The 18591-nt window shown below is 61.2% G+C and carries 17 protein-coding genes; 11 read left to right on the forward strand and 6 right to left on the reverse strand.

The genetic code is table 11. From position 1 onward, the window contains the following. Window positions 1–63 precede the first annotated feature (63 nt). Window positions 64–1482 carry a glutamine synthetase family protein gene (locus G9X48_RS03645; RefSeq protein ID WP_012124971.1) on the forward strand — a complete coding sequence of 473 codons (1419 nt, stop codon included), beginning with the start codon at window positions 64–66 and terminating at the stop codon, window positions 1480–1482. A 392-nt stretch (window positions 1483–1874) separates the two neighbouring features. Further along, window positions 1875–3236 (forward strand): APC family permease, encoded by a 1362-nt coding sequence (locus G9X48_RS03650; RefSeq protein WP_004386883.1) that lies wholly within the window; start codon window positions 1875–1877, stop codon window positions 3234–3236. 796 nt (window positions 3237–4032) lie between these two features. Here G9X48_RS03650 and flhA read toward each other — a convergent pair. The 6 genes from flhA to hypA all read right to left on the reverse strand — a co-directional run bounded on the left by flhA (window position 4033) and on the right by hypA (window position 9827). After that, on the reverse strand, window positions 4033–6111 hold the full coding sequence (gene flhA, locus G9X48_RS03655) for a formate hydrogenlyase transcriptional activator FlhA (protein WP_097641990.1): 2079 nt from the start codon (window positions 6109–6111) through the stop codon (window positions 4033–4035). A gap of 92 nt (window positions 6112–6203) precedes the next feature. Beyond that, complete coding sequence (gene hypE, locus G9X48_RS03660; RefSeq protein ID WP_097583958.1) at window positions 6204–7214, reverse strand: hydrogenase expression/formation protein HypE; 1011 nt, start codon at window positions 7212–7214, stop codon at window positions 6204–6206. Then, entirely contained in the window at window positions 7211–8332 is a 1122-nt protein-coding gene (gene hypD, locus G9X48_RS03665) for a hydrogenase formation protein HypD (RefSeq protein ID WP_097641991.1), read from the reverse strand. The genes hypE and hypD overlap by 4 nt, the downstream gene beginning before the upstream one ends. After that, entirely contained in the window at window positions 8332–8610 is a 279-nt protein-coding gene (locus G9X48_RS03670) for a HypC/HybG/HupF family hydrogenase formation chaperone (protein WP_007867307.1), read from the reverse strand. The genes hypD and G9X48_RS03670 overlap by 1 nt, the downstream gene beginning before the upstream one ends. Next, window positions 8601–9473, reverse strand: coding sequence for a hydrogenase nickel incorporation protein HypB (gene hypB / locus G9X48_RS03675; RefSeq protein ID WP_097641992.1), 873 nt, complete (start codon window positions 9471–9473; stop codon window positions 8601–8603). Before hypB ends, G9X48_RS03670 begins: the two co-directional genes overlap by 10 nt. 3 nt (window positions 9474–9476) lie before the next feature. After that, window positions 9477–9827: a hydrogenase maturation nickel metallochaperone HypA gene (hypA, locus tag G9X48_RS03680; RefSeq protein ID WP_097641993.1), complete on the reverse strand. Its 351-nt coding sequence runs from the start codon at window positions 9825–9827 to the stop codon at window positions 9477–9479. Between the two features lie 233 nt (window positions 9828–10060). On the opposite strand from hypA, the gene hycA reads away from it, so the two are divergent. From hycA to hycI, 9 genes are all read left to right on the forward strand, one after another. Continuing rightward, on the forward strand, window positions 10061–10525 hold the full coding sequence (hycA, locus tag G9X48_RS03685; RefSeq protein WP_004385378.1) for a formate hydrogenlyase regulator HycA: 465 nt from the start codon (window positions 10061–10063) through the stop codon (window positions 10523–10525). A gap of 82 nt (window positions 10526–10607) precedes the next feature. Then, window positions 10608–11213 carry a 4Fe-4S dicluster domain-containing protein gene (locus tag G9X48_RS03690; protein WP_004385377.1) on the forward strand — a complete coding sequence of 202 codons (606 nt, stop codon included), beginning with the start codon at window positions 10608–10610 and terminating at the stop codon, window positions 11211–11213. Beyond that, window positions 11213–13039 (forward strand): formate hydrogenlyase subunit 3, encoded by a 1827-nt coding sequence (gene hycC / locus G9X48_RS03695; protein ID WP_097641994.1) that lies wholly within the window; start codon window positions 11213–11215, stop codon window positions 13037–13039. Before G9X48_RS03690 ends, hycC begins: the two co-directional genes overlap by 1 nt. Window position 13040: 1 nt before the next feature. Continuing rightward, window positions 13041–13967, forward strand: coding sequence for a respiratory chain complex I subunit 1 family protein (locus tag G9X48_RS03700; RefSeq protein ID WP_097641995.1), 927 nt, complete (start codon window positions 13041–13043; stop codon window positions 13965–13967). Window positions 13968–13982: 15 nt separating this feature from the next. Beyond that, on the forward strand, window positions 13983–15692 hold the full coding sequence (hycE, locus tag G9X48_RS03705) for a formate hydrogenlyase subunit HycE (protein ID WP_097641996.1): 1710 nt from the start codon (window positions 13983–13985) through the stop codon (window positions 15690–15692). Between the two features lie 228 nt (window positions 15693–15920). Beyond that, complete coding sequence (locus G9X48_RS03710) at window positions 15921–16463, forward strand: formate hydrogenlyase complex iron-sulfur subunit (protein WP_007760608.1); 543 nt, start codon at window positions 15921–15923, stop codon at window positions 16461–16463. Beyond that, window positions 16460–17227 carry an NADH-quinone oxidoreductase subunit B family protein gene (locus tag G9X48_RS03715; protein ID WP_085045480.1) on the forward strand — a complete coding sequence of 256 codons (768 nt, stop codon included), beginning with the start codon at window positions 16460–16462 and terminating at the stop codon, window positions 17225–17227. The genes G9X48_RS03710 and G9X48_RS03715 overlap by 4 nt, the downstream gene beginning before the upstream one ends. Then, window positions 17224–17631 (forward strand): formate hydrogenlyase maturation HycH family protein, encoded by a 408-nt coding sequence (locus G9X48_RS03720; protein ID WP_097641986.1) that lies wholly within the window; start codon window positions 17224–17226, stop codon window positions 17629–17631. Before G9X48_RS03715 ends, G9X48_RS03720 begins: the two co-directional genes overlap by 4 nt. Further along, complete coding sequence (gene hycI, locus G9X48_RS03725) at window positions 17624–18097, forward strand: hydrogenase maturation peptidase HycI (protein WP_007867342.1); 474 nt, start codon at window positions 17624–17626, stop codon at window positions 18095–18097. The genes G9X48_RS03720 and hycI overlap by 8 nt, the downstream gene beginning before the upstream one ends. The last annotated feature ends 494 nt before the right edge of the window (window positions 18098–18591 follow it).

Here is an 18591-nt window from a genome sequence, read left to right on the forward strand (position 1 = left end):
AAGTGGAAATTATATCGAACGGTCTGATTGCGGGACCGGCATCTGCAACAACGGCGGTGAATCATGGAAACCAATATCGTGGAAGTAGAAAATTTTGTGCATCACAGTGAAGAGAGGCGAACCAGTGCGTTTGCCCGCGAAGTGAATGCCTATCTTGAGCGTTACCCGTTGACCGAGTATGTCGACGTAATGCTGACGGATCTCAACGGCTGTTTTCGCGGCAAACGCATCCCTGTGGCGGGTCTTTTAAAAGTCGAGAAAGGCTGTTATTTCCCGGCTTCGGTCTTTGCGATGGATATTCTGGGCAACGTGGTGGAAGAGGCGGGACTGGGGCAGGATCTCGGCGAGCCGGACCGCCGCTGCGTGCCGGTACTGGGAAGCCTGGTGCCGTCCGCCACCGACCCGGAGTATCTCGGCCAGCTTCTGCTGACCATGCAGGACGAAGATGGTACTCCCTTTGACGTTGAGCCGCGCAACGTGCTGAACCGGCTCTGGCAGCAGCTGCGCCAGCGCGGTCTGCACCCCGTGGTAGCGGTAGAGCTGGAGTTCTATCTCATTGACCGCCAGCGTGACGCCGAAGGCTATCTCCAGCCGCCGTGCGCGCCCGGCACTCAGGATCGCAACACGCAAAGCCAGGTCTATTCAGTCGATAATCTTGATCGCTTCGCTGATGTGTTAAGCGATATCGACGAGCTGGCGCGTATGCAGCAGATCCCCGCCGACGGCGCGGTGGCGGAAGCCTCGCCGGGCCAGTTTGAAATCAACCTGCACCATACCGATAACGTCTTACAGGCGTGCGATCACGCGCTGGCGCTCAAGCGTCTCGTGCGCCTGGTAGCCGAAAAACACGGCATGCAGGCCACCTTTATGGCTAAACCCTATGAAGAGCACGCCGGTAGCGGAATGCACATCCATATCAGCATCGTTGATGATAATGGGCAGAATGTGCTGGCGCTTCCCGACGGTGACGATTCCGCGCTGCTTAAGCAGGCGCTCGCCGGGATGATCGACATGATGCCCGCTTCGATGGCGCTGCTTGCGCCAAATGTTAACTCCTACCGCCGTTTCCAGCCGGGGATGTATGTCCCGACTCAGGCCTCGTGGGGCCACAACAACCGCACCGTCGCGTTGCGCATTCCCTGCGGCGATCGCGACAGCCACCGCGTGGAATATCGCGTGGCGGGCGCGGATGCGAACCCTTATCTCGTGATGTCTGCGGTACTTGCAGGTATAGTGCACGGCCTGGAAAACGACTTACCGCTGCCAGAGGCGGTGGAGGGCAACGGTCTGGAGCAGGAAGGAGCGCCGTTTCCTATCCGCCAGAGCGACGCCCTGTATGAATTCCAGGTTCATCCGGCGATGCGCGAGCGGCTGGGCGCGCGTTTTTGCGAGGTGTTTCACGCCTGCAAGAACGACGAGCTTATCCAGTTTGAGCGGCTCATCACCGAAACGGAAATTGAGTGGATGCTGAAAAACGCCTGACGGCTGGCCTGAAACTTTCACCCGCTTTATGGCAGGCGGGCGTTATCCAGGCTACAGGTTGTTAATACCCAAAGCGGATTCAGTACGCACCATGCCGCGCCACAGAAGGCCGCGGCAAAAGCTCGCCGGGCCTGTTGCGCCGGCTTTTCCGGTGTCGCGTGAAGGATTAGCGCGCGACAGCGGTTTACAGACGACGTTCAGGATACGTTACGAGGATATTGAGATGGTGCCACTTTATGTCTGTCCGCTGCGCGCGGGCACCCGCCTGAGCCGCAGTAACTACGGGCCCGCGCCCGAGGCATTGCTTCATCCGCGTTTTCAGCGCGCGTCACGACGACTCCCTCCGGCCTCTGTTTCGCGACGAATCACAGAGACGAAAGGGGGAACGCGCGATGGCGATTAACTACGATCTCAACGTTGCCGCGGCGCGTCCGCAGCTGCGCAAATCGCTCAAACTCTGGCAGGTGGTGATGATGGGCCTGGCCTATCTGACCCCGATGACCGTGTTCGACACCTTCGGCATTGTATCCGGTATCAGCAACGGCCACGTGCCAGCCTCTTATTTGCTGGCGCTGGCGGGCGTGCTGTTTACCGCCATCAGCTACGGCAAACTGGTCAAGCGCTTTCCGACGGCAGGCTCTGCCTATACCTACGCCCAGCAGGCGATTAACCCGCACGTCGGGTTTCTGGTGGGCTGGTCGTCGCTGCTCGATTATCTGTTCCTGCCGATGATCAACGTGCTGCTGGCGAAGCTCTATCTCTCCGCGATGTTCCCCGACGTGCCGCAGTGGATCTGGGTGGTGCTTTACGTGGGCATCATGACGCTCGCGAACCTGAAAAGCGTCAATCTGGTGGCGAATTTCAACACGCTGTTTGTGACGGTGCAGGTGGCCATCATCGTGGTGTTTATTTTCCTGGTGATCCACGGTCTGCATAAAGGCGAGGGGACGGGCACCATCTGGTCGGTACAGCCGTTTGTCAGTGAAAACGCGCAGCTGTTGCCGATTATCACCGGGGCGACCATCGTCTGTTTTTCGTTTCTCGGATTCGACGCGGTGACGACGCTTTCAGAAGAGACGCCGGATGCTGGCAAAACCATTCCGCGCGCGATTTTCCTGACGGCGCTCTACGGCGGCGTGATTTTCATCGCGGCCTCGTTTTTTATTCAGCTCTTTTTCCCGACGATGGGACGCTTTAAAGAGCCGGACGCGGCGCTGCCGGAAATCGCGCTTTATGTGGGCGGCAAGCTGTTCCAGTCGGTTTTCCTGTGCTGTACGTTTGTGAACACGCTGGCGTCTGGTCTTGCGTCGCACGCCAGCGTGTCGCGCCTGCTGTATGTGATGGGCCGCGATAACGTCTTCCCGGAAAAGGTCTTCGGTTATGTGCACCCGAAATGGCGCACTCCTGCGCTGAACGTGATTCTGGTGGGCGTCGTGGCGCTGAGCGCGCTTTCCTTCGACCTGGTGACCGCGACAGCGTTGATTAACTTCGGCGCGCTGGTGGCGTTTACGTTTGTGAACCTCTCGGTGGTGAATCACTTTTTCCTGCGGGAAGGGCGTAACAAAGGCTGGAAGGACCGAATTAATTATCTGATCCTTCCGCTGGTGGGCGCGCTGACGGTTGCGGTGCTGTGGCTGAACCTGGAGAAGAGTTCGCTGACGATGGGGCTTATCTGGGCCGCGCTGGGGCTGATGTATCTGACGTGGCTGACGCGCCGTTTCCGTCGCCCGCCGCCGATGTTTAAGGGTGAATGATTCGTGTAGGGCGGGTAAGCGCAGCGCACCCGCCAGCAAACGAAAGCCGCCGTTAGCGTAGGGCGGGTAAGCAATGCGCACCCGCCAGTAAACGGAAACCACCGTTGCCGTAGGGCGGGTAAGCGTAGCGCACCCGCCATCAGGCAGGTGTTCAGATGATATATACCAGGGCGGTGAACACGTTCCGTTCGCCATAATGTTCCCTTTATATGGATGTACGTATTACGCGAACGTGTAAAGGGGGCTCGCCGCCCCCCCCTTTGCAATCCCGGCTCCCGGCGGAAAGTCGGCCCTGATGGGCCGCTTTTTTTTAGCCGGAGTAAAACCATTACCTTACCGTTCGTTTTGTGGCCGGGTGAAAAAACGGTGGGTGCGCTTCGCTTACCCACCCTACATTAAACGTGAGGCCCAATATCTCGTAGGGCGGGTAAGTGCAGCGCACCCGCCATCAGGCAGGTGTTCAGATGATATATACCGGGCGGTGAACACATTCCGTTCGCCATAATGTTCCCTTTATATGGATGTACGTATCACGCGAACGTGCAAAGGGGGCTTGCCGCCGCCCCTTTGCAATCCCGGCTCCCGGCGGAAAATCGGCCCTGATGGGCCGCTTTTTTTTAGCCGGAGTTAAAACCATTACCTTACCGTTCGTTTTGTGGCAGGGTGAAAAAACGGTGGGTGCGCTTCGCTTACCCACCCTACATTAAACGTGAGGCCCGATATCTCGTAGGGCGGGTAAGCAACGCGCACCCGCCAAAAATCCCCCGCCAAAAATCACTCCCCAAAACCGCAACGCTTACAGCGCTTCCTTATCGATCCCCAGCCGCTTCATTCGTGAAAGCAGCGTCGTGCGCTTCACGCCCAGGCGCGCGGCGGCGCCTTTCGGCCCGGCGATCACGCCGTTGGTTTCCCTCAAAACCCGCGTTATCCGCGCCACCTCATCTTCGCCGTCGCGCACCTCGACGGGCGGCGGCGCGACCGGTTTTTTCGCCGGGCGCAGCGTCAGCTCCGGCAGTGAGAGCTGCAACACATTGCCGCGCGTCAGCAGCACCGCGCGCTCAATCACGTTTTCCAGCTCGCGCACGTTACCCTGCCACTCCATCTCGCTCAGAGCATGCAGCGTTTCGGCGGGAATACTGTCGATGCTGCGCCCCAGACGGCGCGCGATTTTAAACGTGAACGCCTTCACCAGCAGCGGGATATCCTCCGGGCGCTCGCGCAGCGGTGGCAGGTGGATCGGGAACACGTTCAGGCGGTAGTAAAGATCGCTTCTGAACTCGCGGTCCGCCACCATCTGGCGTAAATCGCGGTTGGTGGCGGCAATCAGTCGCACGTCGGTCTGGATAACTTTGTTACTGCCGAGCCGCTCAAACTCCTGCTCCTGCAACACGCGCAGCAGTTTCGGCTGCAAATCCAGTGGCATATCGCCCACTTCATCCAGAAACAGGCTGCTCTTATCGGCAAGCTCAAAACGTCCGATGCGCTGGGCGCTGGCGCCGGTAAACGCGCCGCGCTCATGGCCGAAGAGATCGCTTTCCAGAAGCCCTGCGGGCATCGCCGCGCAGTTCATCTTCACCATGCGCCGCCCGTTGCGGTCGCTCAGGTTATGAATCGCGCGCGCGATAAGCTCTTTACCCGTGCCGGTTTCGCCAAGAATTAGCACCGTGCTGTCGCTTTTGGCGACCATTTCCACCTGCTTCATCACGGACATCATCGCATCCGATCGCCCGATGATTTCGCCGAAATCCGCCGGAACATTGTTAATCTGCTCGGTCAGCGCCAGGTTCTCATCCACCAGCCGCTCTTTAAGGCGGTGGATCTCCTGGTACGCCAGTGCGTTATCCACCGCAATCGCGATGCGCTCGGCAATCTGGCGCAGCAGTTTTAAATTAGCGGCGGTGAAAATATGCTCCTCGCACTGTGCGAGCTTCAGCACGCCCAGCATCTTCTCGCCAAACATCAGCGGCAGCAGGCAGATGGTCTGGATCTGGTTATCCCACATCTCAAACAGCATCTGTTCGTAAGGCGCGAGATCGTCGCGCTGGTGCAGATTCACCAGCAGCATTTCGCGCGAGCTGAACACGCGCGCCGAGAGCGTGCCTTTCTCCTGCACTTCGCTCTGATCGTGCAGCGGCGCGGCTTCATCGACATAGTGCGTGGAGTAAATCGTCAGTTTGCCTTTGCGCGACGCCGGCAGAACGATACTGATGGAGTCGATGCTGAAATAGCGGTGGATCTCATGCGAAATCTCGGTCACCAGCTCGTCGAGATGCAGTTTGGAGAGCACTGCGTTAGTGATGGCGACCAGAATGCGAAAGTCGTCGCGCTCCCGGCACAGCAGCGCGTAATCCTGGCTGTTGCCAAGCCGCGTCTGGATTTGCTCCGCCGCGACGCTCACGATTTGCGTCAGCGTCTGCAGCCGGGAAAACTCTTTTTCGCTAAAGCTCGCGGGCGTGTCGCGAATAAACTCGCAGCCGCCGAAAATATGGCCTTCGGCGGCGAGCGGGGCCAGGCAGTAGTAGCCAAAGGCCGGGTAGAGCGGGAGGGCCGCAAGCTGCGGCCAGGTCTCGGCGAATTCATCATACTGGCAGTGCAGCACTTCGGGGCGCGAGAGCAGCCGACGCACCGGGCCGTGAGAGAGCACCGTTTCGTCTTCATACGTCACGGCATTGCCGACGCTGTCGACGCTGTAAAAACAGGTACGCTGATGTTTCGGGTGATACAGCAGAATGTTAACCCGATCCGCCATGCCGGAGGCGTTAAGCAGCGATTTCAGCGCCTCCGCCAGCGCGCAGAGATCGGGCTGGCGCATCAGAGTGCGAGTGATGTCGAACAGCCCTTGCTGGCCGAGATCGCTCATGGGTGTGTATGACATTGGCTCATCCAGAATGCGTTCGCAACGTGCAGAAACGTAAATCAATATTGTAGGCACAGCCTGTTTATCAGGTTCTTGCGCAAAAACAGGGTTTAGCAGATCCGGGGTAAAGGTTCGCTATGCGGCAGATCAAGCGTGCGCTTCACGCCGTAAATCCCGGCGAGCCGCACGCCTTTTTGCGCCACCACCTCGCCGATGATGGCCGCATCCTGCCCCAGCGGATGCGCACGCAGCGCTTCCAGCACGTGTTGCGCCGCCTCGCGCGCCACGCCTATCACCAGTTTGCCTTCGTTGGCGAAATTCAGCGCATCCAGCCCGAGCAGCTCGCAAACGCCGCGCACGGCGGGTTTGAGCGGCAGCGCGCGTTCCTGTAATTCGATCCCACACCCCGCGCTTGCCGCGAATTCATGCGCCACGGCGTTAACGCCGCCGCGGGTGGCGTCGCGCAGGGCTTTCACGCCAGGCACGGCACGTAGTTGCTGAATCAGCGGCGAGAGCAGGGCGCAGTCGCTTGCAAGCTCTCCTTCAAGCCCCAGTTGTTCTCGCAGGTTGAGAATCGTCGCGCCGTGATCGCCAAGCGTGCCGGAGACCAGCAGCACGTCGCCGGGCGCAAGCTGCTGCGCGCCCCAGTGAATATCCGCAGGGATAGCCCCAAGCCCGGCGGTATTGATAAAAAGCTTATCCGCCGCGCCGCGAGGCACCACTTTGGTGTCGCCGGTGACTATCTGAATGCCCGCCGCGCGCGCCGTCGCGGCCATACTGTGGGCGACTTTCTCAAGCGTCGCCATCGCCAGCCCCTCTTCAAGAATAAACCCGCAGGAGAGCCAGCGCGGAACGGCACCGCTCACCGCGACGTCATTGGCGGTGCCGCAAACTGCGAGCTTGCCGATGTCGCCGCCGGGGAAAAACAGCGGATCGATAACATAGCTGTCGGTGGAAAACGCCAGCCGGTCGCCAGCCGCCGTCAGTTCGGCGAGCGGCAGTCGCGCCTGATCTTCCTGCTCCGCCAGCCACGGGTTTGCAAACGCCTGCATAAACAGGTGGTCGATCAACTGTTGCATCGCCTGGCCGCCGCTGCCGTGGGCGAGGGTAATCGTGTTCATGCGTCGCACTCCTCTGAACGATACTGATACCAGGCGGCGCAGGCTCCTTCCGAGGAGACCATCAGTGCGCCGAAGGCGTTTTGTGGGTTACAGTGAGCGCCGAAGAGCGGGCACTGGGCGGGTTTACAGCGACCGGTCAGCACCTCGCCGCAACGGGCGTCGGGGGAATCGTTGACCTGCTGCGGCGAGGGCGCGAAATGCGCCTCGGCGTCAAAGGACTGAAACGCCTGGCGAAGCCGCACGCCGGAGTGGTTTATCACGCCGAGCCCGCGCCATTCGCTGTCGCCCTCGACACAAAACACCGTGTCGATCGCCTGCTGCGCCGCCGGGTTGCCCGCGTCCGGCACCACGCGGCGGTACTGGTTTTCCACGCGGCTTTCTCCGGCGATGCGCTGTTCAACCAGCATCAGCACGCCCTGTAGCAGATCCAGCGGCTCAAAACCGGCCACCACCAGCGGGCGCGCGAAACGCCCGGCAATGAAATCATACGGGTGCGTGCCGATCACCATGCTGACATGCCCCGGCGCCAGGAACGCGTCGATCTGGTTATCCGGCTGCTCCAGCAGGCTTTGCAGCGTCGGGATAAGCGTAATGTGTTGGCAGAAAAAGTAAAAATTACGCACGTCGCGCGCTTTCGCCTGGATAAGCGTCAGCGCGGTGGCAGGCATGGTGGTTTCAAAGCCTAAGCCGAAAAACACCACCTCGCGCGCCGGGTTCTGCCCGGCGATCTTCAGCGCGTCCATCGGCGAATAGACGATACGCACGTCCGCGCCTTCGGCTTTGGCCTGGAGCAGCGAGCCGTTTTTGCCCGGCACGCGCATGGCGTCGCCGAAGGTGCAGAAAATAACGCCGGGGCGGCGGGCGATTTCGGTGGCGTTGTCGATGCGTCCCATCGGCAGTACGCAGACCGGGCAGCCGGGGCCGTGGATAAACTCGATGTTCTCCGGCAGCAGGCGATCGAGGCCGAATTTAAAAATGGCATGGGTGTGGCCACCGCACACTTCCATAATGCGCAGCGGTTTCTGCGCCGTGTGGCTTAAGCGCGGCGCGCGCTCGCACAGCCGGTCCATCAGGCGCAGCACCCGTTCCGGGTTGCGGTATTCATCGACATAACGCATCAGCGGTTCTCCTCGCCATACAGCAGCGCGCCGACATCCGGCTCCACCTCAAACATCGTTTGCAGCGCCTCCAGCGTCTCGCGCGCCTCGCGCTCATTAATCAGGCTCATGGCGAAACCCACATGCACCAGCACCCACTGGCCGAGGCGCGGCTGGCCGTTCTCGTCATGCGTGCCCACCAGCGTTAAATCGACGTCGCGCCGCACGCCGCACACCTCGACGCGCGCGAGATTGCCGGTGAGCAGTTCACAGATTTGCCCCGGAATGCCTATGCACATCGCTGTTCCTCCAGCCAGGCGAGCCACGCGCTCATGCCGTCGCCGCGCGTGGCGGAGACCAGCAGGATAGTGATATCCGGGTTGACTTCACGCGCGTAAGCCATGCATTTCTCAACGTCGAAGTTCAGGTACGGCAGCAGGTCGATTTTATTGAGCAGCATCAGCGAGGCGGCGGCGAACATATGCGGGTATTTGAGCGGCTTATCTTCACCTTCGGTTACCGAGAGCACCGCCACTTTGTGGCGCTCGCCGAGATCAAACCCCGCCGGGCAGACCAGATTGCCGACGTTTTCAATAAACAGCACGCCGTTATCCGCGAGCGGCAGACGCGCCATCGCGTCCTCTATCATCTGCGCGTCGAGATGACACCCTTTGCCGGTATTGACCTGAATCGCCGGGGTGCCGGTAGCGCGAATACGCTCGGCGTCGTTTACCGTCTGCTGATCGCCTTCGATAACGGCGCAGGGCGTGGTGTCGCGCAGGCGATTAAGCGTTTCGGTGAGCAGCGTTGTTTTGCCGGAGCCGGGGCTGGAGACCAGGTTCAGCGCCAGCTGACCGCGCGCGGCGAGCCGCTGGCGGTTGCGCTGAGCAATCTGGTTATTTTTATCGAGCACGTTGATTTCAATCTCCACCATTTTGCGCTGGCTTAAGCCGGGCGCATGGGTGCCCGCCTCGCCGAGGCCGTAATTGAGAGAGCCATCCGGTGTCTCGTCAGGGGTAAACGCGTTCACGTTTATGCTGGAGATGGGGGCCGTGACACGCGGCGCGGCGGCAAAGGGGGCGGCGCGAAACGGCGAATGCGGGTTGTGCTCATCGCCTTCTATATAAAGGTTGCCGTGCTGGCAACCGCAGGTCGTACACATCTTCTACTCCTGTTCTATTTCGAGACGCTTGATTTGCACGCTGTCATCGGCATCGATGCGCAGATCCGCGCTATGGCAATGCGGGCAGCGGCGTACCAGCGTCGTGAGTAACTGAACGTTGCGCTGGCACTGCGGGCACCAGCACTTCGCCTCCTGCTGGCTTAAATGCAGCGTGCAGCCTTCGGCGCGGGTGTCGCGGCACGCCAGATCAAAGCAAAACTCCAGCGCGCCGCGCTCAACGCAGGAGAACGCGCCGATTTCCAGCCACACGCCGGTGACTTTTCGTGCGCCACGCTGCTGCGCCTGTTGTTCAATGATTTCTACTGCCCGCTGGCAGAGGGTGAGTTCATGCATAACGCCTCCGGTACGCTTTGCGTTTGCGAATGCCACAGGCAATGCAATAACGGTGCCAGCGCATGAGAGGCGCGGCGGGAGGCTGTCGCGGCGGGTGTCGAGGCTGTCGAAATGACACGTCATGACAGACGTTAAAACGTGACGTTTAAGAATAAATCATTAAAAAACAGCAAATTAAAAAATGGCATGGTTCCTGCTAAAGACGGGTATCTCTGTTAAATGAGCTAATAACTATGATCCTTTCCGAATTAAGCCAGAAGGCGGAATTTATCGCCGATCGTCACCGCGCGTTACAGACGCACTGGCACACCTACTGCAACACGCTGGTCCAGGCCATTACGCTGTCGCGCCAGAAGCTGCATCACTCGCTCGGCTGCGAGCCGCAAAACGGGCTGTGCTTCTTTCTTTTTGAGCACTTCGCCATCCGCGTGGAGCAGGCCGAAGGCTTTCACTGCCGCACCATTAACTATCTGATAGCCCGCCGCGACGGCAGCGAAGAGACGCTGCTCGCCACCGCGCAGCTCGACGCAAAAGGCCTGCTGGATGGCGTTGTGGATATCCGCGACCGCGAGCGGGTGCTGGCGCACTATCTCGACAAAATCGGCGCGCTGGTCGACGGACTCTATGACGCCGTGCAGCAGGATACGCCGCTGCGCATCAGCGAGATCCTGGCGGCCCGCGACGCGTCGTCACATTAACCGGGCGAGGTGTCGCTGACTGTCGAAATCGTCCGTCGTCGTCACTTTTCGTCAAAAATGTCCATCACCTGAGGAACACCTGGTGAACCGTTTTATCATTGCCGACTCCACGCTCTGCATCGGCTGCCACACCTGTGAGGCCGCCTGTTCGGAGACGCACCGCCTGCATGGACTGCAATCCAGGCCGCGCCTGACGGTTATGCGTAACCAAAAAGATTCCGCCCCGCAGCTGTGCCACCACTGCGAAGACGCGCCGTGCGCGCAGGTCTGTCCGGTGAACGCCATTACCCGCGAGGCGGGGGCGATTCAGCTCAATGAAAGCCTGTGCGTGAGCTGCAAACTCTGCGGCATCGCCTGTCCGTTCGGCGCGATTGAATTCTCCGGCAGCCGCCCGCTGCATATTCCGGCTAACGTCAACAGCCCGAAAGCGCCGCCCGCGCCGCCTGCGCCTGCGCGCGTCGGCGCGTTTCTCGACTGGACCCCCGGCGTGCGCGCTGTGGCGGTGAAGTGCGATCTCTGCCAGTTCGACGCAGACGGCCCGGCCTGCATACGCACCTGTCCGACCGGCGCGCTGAAGCTTGTCGATAACCACGACATCGCCCGCGCCAGCCGCCGTAAACGCGAGCTGACCATTAACGCCGACCTCGGCGATTTATCGCTGCTGCTGCAACCGCGCGGAGGAGAATAATGAACGCGATTTACTTATATCAGGGCGCGCTGGCGGCCTTTGGCGCGGGGCTTGCGCTCGCACTGCTGTGCGCCTGGCATAAGCCGCTCAGCGCGCTGCTTGGTGGCCTTGGCGGCGCGCTCGGTTGCCTGTGCGCACTGGCGGCGGGCGGCTGGCTGCTGCTCAACGTGAACGACGGGCCGCTTACGACGCACATCGGCGCGCTTGATGTGCATCTCACCGCCTTTAACGCCATCTGGCTTGCGACACTCGGCCTGCCAGGATTTTTTATCTGCCTGTTTACGCTTATCCCTCCGCGCGACGGCCACGCGCGCGCCAGCGGGGCGCTTATCAATCTGCTGCTTGGCGCGGCTACCCTTGCGGTCACGGCGCAGAGCCTCGCCGCGCTGGTGGTGATGGCGGAAATCATGGCGCTCGCCGCGGTATTCCTGACCGGCGACAGCGCGGGCGGCAAGCTCTGGTTTGCGCTGGGGCGTCTCGGCACGCTGCTGCTGGCGCTCGCCTGCTGGCTGCTATGGCGGCAGTACGGCACGCTCGACATGCTGGCGCTGAGTTCCCTTACCGCCGGGCAGCCGTTTAGCGCGACCATCTGGCTCTCGGGGCTGGCAGGGTTTGGGCTGCTCGCAGGCGTTATTCCGCTGCACGGCGGCGTGGTGCAGGGGCATGCGCAGGCCACCGCGCCCGCCGCCGCGCTCTTCTCCGCCGTGGTGTTGAAAGTGGGGCTGTACGGCATCCTGGTCTTTTCACTGATGAACGCCGCGCTGCCGCTCTGGTGCGGCGTGCTGGTGCTGCTGCTCGGCATGTTGACCGCGTTTATCGGCGGGCTTTACGCGCTGCTTGAGCACAATATCCACCGGCTGCTGGCGTACCACACGCTTGAGAACATCGGCATTATCCTGCTGGGGCTCGGCGCGGGGCTTGTGGGCATTTCGCTTGGTGAGCCTGCGCTGGTGGCGCTCGGTCTGGTGGGTGGGCTCTATCATCTCTTCAACCACAGCCTGTTTAAAACCACGCTGTTTCTCGGCGCGGGCGCGGTCTTTCACCGCACCGGCCTGCGCGATATCGAAAAGCTTGGCGGTATCGGCAAAACCATGCCGCTCATTTCGATCTCTATGCTGGTAGGCCTGATGGCGATGGCCGCGCTGCCGCCGCTGAACGGCTTCGCGGGCGAGTGGGTGATTTATCAGGCGTTCTTTAACCTGGGCGCGCAGCCGCTGCTTATCGCCCGTCTGCTCGGGCCGCTGCTGGCGGTGGGGCTGGCGATTACCGGCGCACTGGCGGTGATGTGTATGGCGAAAGTCTACGGCGTGACGTTCCTCGGCGCGCCGCGCACGCAGGCCGCTGCGCAGGCGACTGACGCGCCCTGGCTCATGCGCTTCTGTGTCGCGATGCTGGCGCTGTGCTGTGTGGCAGGCGGCGTCGCCGCGCCGTGGCTGCTGCCGCTGCTGGGCCGCGCCGTTCCGCTGCCGATCGTCACCGCAGGCACTGCCGTCTCGCAGCCGGTGATTACGCTGCTGCTGGCAGGCTCGCTGCTGCTGCCGTTCCTGCTGATGACGATCTTTAAAGGCGACCGCCTGCCGGCGCGCACGCGCGGCAGCGCCTGGGTCTGCGGTTACGACCACGAGCCGGAGATGGTCATTACCGCGCATGGGTTCGCACGGCCCGTCAAGGCCGCCTTCGCGCCGCTGATTCAGCTACGCCACATCCTTAATCCGGCGCGTCTGCTGCCGGGCTGGCAGAGCGCTGGCCTGCCAGTGCTGTGTCGTCGTCTGGCGGCGGTCGAACTGGCCGTGTTGCTGGTCGTCGTGATTTCACGGGGAGTCTGAGATGCAAAACGTTATTTTCCCTCTTTTACAGGCGCTGGTGCTGTTTGCCTGCGCGCCTTTGCTCGCGGGCGTCACCCGCGTGGCGCGCGCCCGTCTGCATAACCGGCGCGGGCCGGGCGTGCTGCAGGAGTATCGCGATCTCATCAAACTGCTGGGCCGCCAGAGCGTCGCGCCTGCGGCGTCCGGCTGGGTGTTCCGGTTCACGCCGTACGCCATGCTGGCGGTGATGTTTACCATCGCCGCCGCGCTGCCGGTCGTGACCGTTCACTCGCCGCTGCCGGGCGCGGGCGATCTCATTACGCTTATCTATCTCTTCGCCATTGCGCGCTTCTTTTTTGCCATTGCCGGGCTGGATACTGGCAGCCCGTTCACCGGCATCGGCGCAAGCCGTGAAGCGATGCTGGGCGTGCTGGTGGAGCCGATTCTGCTGCTCGGCCTGTGGGTCGCGGCAACGGTGGCGGGTTCAACACATATCAGCCAGATAGCCGCACGCGTCTATGACTGGCCCGTCGCGCACAGCCTGACGCTGGTGCTGGCGCTCGCGGCCTGCGCCTTCGCCACGTTCATCGAAATGGGCAAGATGCCGTTCGATCTCGCCGAAGCGGAGCAGGAGTTACAGGAAGGCCCGCTGTCGGAGTACAGCGGTGCAGGCTTTGCGCTGCTGAAATGGGGCGTCAGCCTCAAGCAACTGGTGGTGTTACAGATGTTTGTCGGCGTGTTTGTGCCCTGGGGCCAGATGCTGACTTTCAGTGCGGGCGGCCTGGCGATAGCGCTGGCACTGGCCGTCGTCAAACTGCTGGTGGGCGTGCTGATTATCGCGCTCTTTGAAAACAGCATGGCGCGCCTGCGCTTTAACGCCGTTTCACGCGTTACCTGGACCGGTTTCGGCCTGGCCTTTTTAGCTTTCGTCTCCTTGCTGGCGGCGTGATAAGAGAACTGAACGATGTCTGAAGAAAAAACAGGGCAACACTATCTGCGCGCACTGCACGAGGCGTTTCCCGGCGTGGTGCTCGATGAAGCCTGGCAAACCAAAGACCAGCTGACGGTCACGGTGAAAATCAATTATCTGCCGGAAGTGGTGCAGTTTCTTTACTACCAGCAGGGCGGCTGGCTGTCGGTGCTGTTTGGCAACGACGAGCGCAAGCTCTGCGGCAGCTACGCGGTCTACTACGTGCTCTCGATGGAGCAGGGCGTGAAGTGCTGGATAACGGTGCGTGTCGAGGTGGACGCGAATAAACCGGAGTTTCCGTCTGTGACGCCTCGCGTGCCCGCCGCCGTCTGGGGCGAGCGCGAAGTGCGCGATATGTATGGCCTGATCCCGGTCGGTCTGCCAGATGAGCGTCGTCTGGTGCTGCCGGATGACTGGCCGGACGACCTCTATCCGCTGCGCAAAGACAGCATGGATTACCGCCAGCGCCCGGCGCCGACCAGCGATAAAGAAACCTATGAGTTCATTAACGAACTGGGCGATGCCAAAAATAACGTGGTGCCCATCGGCCCGCTGCATGTCACCTCCGACGAGCCGGGCCACTTCCGGCTGTTTGTGGATGGCGAAAACATCATCGATGCCGACTACCGGCTTTTTTACGTCCACCGCGGCATGGAGAAACTCGCCGAAACCCGCATGGGCTACAACGAAGTGACGTTTCTCTCCGACCGCGTCTGCGGCATCTGCGGGTTCGCCCACAGTACGGCCTACACCACGTCGGTGGAAAACGCGATGGGTATTCAGGTGCCGGAGCGCGCGCAGGCGATCCGCGCCATTCTGCTGGAAGTCGAGCGGCTGCACAGCCACCTGCTGAATCTCGGTCTGGCGTGCCATTTTGTCGGGTTCGACTCCGGCTTTATGCAGTTTTTCCGCGTGCGTGAAACCTCCATGAAGATGGCGGAAATCCTGACCGGCGCACGCAAAACCTACGGCATGAACCTGATTGGCGGCATTCGCCGCGATCTGCTGAAAGATGACATGACGCAGACCCGTCAACTGGCCCAGCAGATGCGCCGCGAGGTGCAGGATCTGGTGAGCATTTTGCTCAGCACGCCGAATATCGAACAGCGTACGGCGGGCATTGGCCGTCTCGACCCGCAGATCGCCCGCGATTTCAGTAATGTCGGGCCGATGGTGCGCGCGAGCGGCCACGCCCGCGACACCCGCGCCGATCATCCGTTTGTGGGGTACGGCCTGCTGCCGATGGAAGTGCACATCGAGCAAGGTTGCGACGTGATTTCCCGCCTGAAAGTGCGCATTAACGAGGTGTTTACCGCGCTCAATATGATCGACTTCGGGCTGGATAACCTGCCCGGTGGGCCGCTGCTGGTGGAAGGGTTTACCTATATTCCGAACCGTTTCGCGCTGGGGTTTTCCGAAGCGCCGCGCGGCGATGATATTCACTGGAGCATGACCGGCGACAACCAGAAGCTCTACCGCTGGCGCTGCCGGGCGGCGACCTATGCCAACTGGCCGACGCTGCGCTATATGCTGCGCGGCAATACGGTGTCGGACGCGCCGCTGATTATCGGCAGCCTCGACCCGTGCTACTCCTGCACTGACCGCATGACGGTGGTGGACGTACGCAAGAAGAAAAGCCAGGTTGTGCCGTACAAAGAGCTGGAGCGCTACAGCATTGAGCGCAAGAACTCGCCGTTGAAATAGGCGGCCACGGTGGGTGCGCTGCGCTTACCCACCCTACGGAGACGGCTCACCTGTTAATCCTGGCGGGTAAGCGCAGCGCACCCGCCGGGTAGAACCGTCACAAAATGATCGTAGGGCGGGTAAGCGACAGCGCATCCGCCGGTTAAAACCGTCGCAAAGTGTTCCCAGGGCGGGTAAGTGACAGCGCACCCGCCAGGTAAAACCGTCGCGCAGGCGACAGGAGACAACATGTTTACCTTTATCAAAAAAGCCTTAAAAACCGGCGTGGCGACGCAGCCTTATCCGCTGCAACCGATGCCGGTCGACAAAAATTTTCGCGGCAAGCCGCAGCACAATCCGCAGCAGTGTATCGGCTGCGCGGCCTGCATCAACGCCTGCCCGTCCAATGCATTGACGGTTGAAACTGACCTTCAACACGACCGCCTCGACTGGCAGTTCAATCTCGGCCGCTGCATCTTCTGCGGCCGCTGCGAAGAGGTCTGCCCGACGGCGGCCATTCGCCTGACGCCCGAATATGAACTGGCGGTCTGGCGCAAAGAGGATTTTCTCCAGCAGGCAAGCTTCGCGCTCTGTCGCTGCCGCGTCTGCCAGCAGCCGTTCGCGGTACAAAAAGAGGTGGATTACGCAATAGCGCTGCTGGCGCATAACGGCGATGAACGCGCCGAGCGCCATCGCGCGAGCTTTGAAACCTGTCCTGACTGCAAACGCCAGCAGGGCCTTGCGCCCTCGGAGCTTATCGACCTGACCCGCGAAATGAAGGAGGCGGTGTGATGAACCTGCTCGGCCCACGCGATGGCAACAACATTCCGGTGCCCGTGACGGTGGAGGAATCCATCGCGCGTATGAAAACGTCGCTTCTGAAAAACATCAGGCGCTCGGCGTATGTCTACCGCGTCGACTGCGGCGGCTGCAACGGCTGCGAAATCGAAATTTTCGCCACCCTCTCGCCGCTCTTTGACGCCGAACGCTTCGGCATCAAAGTGGTGCCGTCGCCGCGCCACGCCGACATTCTGCTGTTTACCGGCGCGGTGACGCGCGCGATGCGCTCGCCCGCACTGCGCGCCTGGGAATCGGCGCCCGATCCGAAAATCTGTATCTCTTACGGCGCGTGCGGCAACAGCGGCGGCATTTTCCACGATCTCTACTGCGTGTGGGGCGGCACCGACAAAATCGTTCCGGTGGATGTTTACATCCCGGGCTGCCCGCCGACGCCCGCCGCGACGCTCTACGGCTTTGCGATGGCGCTCGGCCTGCTGGAGCAGAAAATCCACGCCCGCGCGCCTGGTGATGAGGACAATCAGGCTGCCGCCATTCTGCAACCGGAGATGGTGCAGCCGCTGCGTGTGCGCGTTGACCGCGCCGCACGTCGTCTGGCGGGGTATCGCTACGGTCGTCAGATTGCCGATGCCTACCTGCGCCATCTGACGGCAGGCGAGCAGAGCGTGGCGGGGTGGCTGTCGCAGGAAAACGACCCGCGTCTTAGCGAAATCGTCGCGCAGCTTGAGGCGGTGGTGGCGCAGGAGCGCATCGGATGAGCGAAACCGTCGTGTTCAGCCGCCTGTCGCGCAAGTTCGTTGATGAAAATGATACGACGCCGCCGCAGGCGCAGCAGGTTATCTACTACAGCCTGGCGATAGGCCATCATCTGGGCGTGATCGACTGTCTTAAGGCGTCGCTGGTCTGCCCGTTTGAGGCCTATCAGGCGTGGATCGCCACCCTCGCGCCCGGCGAGGCGCAGCGCAAAATGCAGGGCGTGCCGCGCTACGGAGAGATCGTTATCGATCAGAATCATGTCTCGCTGCTGGCGCGGGCGTTTGACGAGGCGTTGCCGCGCCAGAACGCGCAGCAGCAGGCGTGGAGCCGCGAGCTTTTAGGGCTGCTTCAGGCCATCCAGCGTGAGCCGGCGGTGTATGTGATGGTGAGGAGAGATCGTGTCTGACGTTTTATTGTGTGTCGGGAACAGCATGATGGGCGACGACGGCGCAGGGCCGCTGCTCGCCGAGAAATTCCGCGCCGCGCCGCAGGGCGAGTGGGTGCTGGTGGATGGCGGCAGCGCGCCGGAGAATGACATCGGTGCCATCCGCGAACTGCGCCCGCGTCGGTTGTTGCTGGTGGATGCCACCGAGATGGGGTTGAACCCAGGCGAGATCCGCATCATTGATCCGGACGATATTTCAGAGATGTTTATGATGACGACCCACAATATGCCGCTGAATTATCTGGTGGATCAGCTGCGCGAGGATGTGGGCGAGGTGATTTTCCTCGGCATCCAGCCTGATATTGTGGGGTTTTATTACCCGATGACTGACGCGGTAAAACGCGCCGTTGATACCGTGTATGACCGTCTGGCGCAGTGGACCGACAACGGCGGGTTTGCGGCGCTGGCGGTGGAGGAGGGCGTGTAGTCAGGTGGGATGGCGGGTGCGCGATGCTTACCCGCCCTACAAACTACAAACCACGCGGCGCTGATGTCGGTGGTTATGCTCCGGCTAAAAAAAATCGGCCCCTTAGGGCCGATTTCCGCCGGGAGCCGGGATTGCAAAGGGGGCGGCGGCGAGCCCCCTTTGCACGTTCGCGTGAGGGAAGCGCCCATATAAAGATGACGTTGTGGCGAACGGAACGAATTCACCGACCTGATATATTAAAAGCTGGATGGCGGGTGCGCTGCGCTTACCCGCCCTACGGCGAAGGTGAGCGCCTTTGGATGGCGGGTGGGGTGCGCTTACCCGCCCTACGGTGAAGGTGAGTGCCTTTGGATGGCGGGTGCGCATTCGCTTACCCGCCCTACGGTGAGAATGCTTTTTTGTAGGGTGGGTAAGCATCGCGCACCCACCTTTATTTTCATTGTACATATCTTGCTCACTCACCAACTCAATCTTTAAAAATCAACGCCTCCCGC

Source organism: Cronobacter sp. HA18006, assembly GCF_011605445.1.
GTDB classification, from domain to species: domain Bacteria; phylum Pseudomonadota; class Gammaproteobacteria; order Enterobacterales; family Enterobacteriaceae; genus Cronobacter; species Cronobacter sakazakii.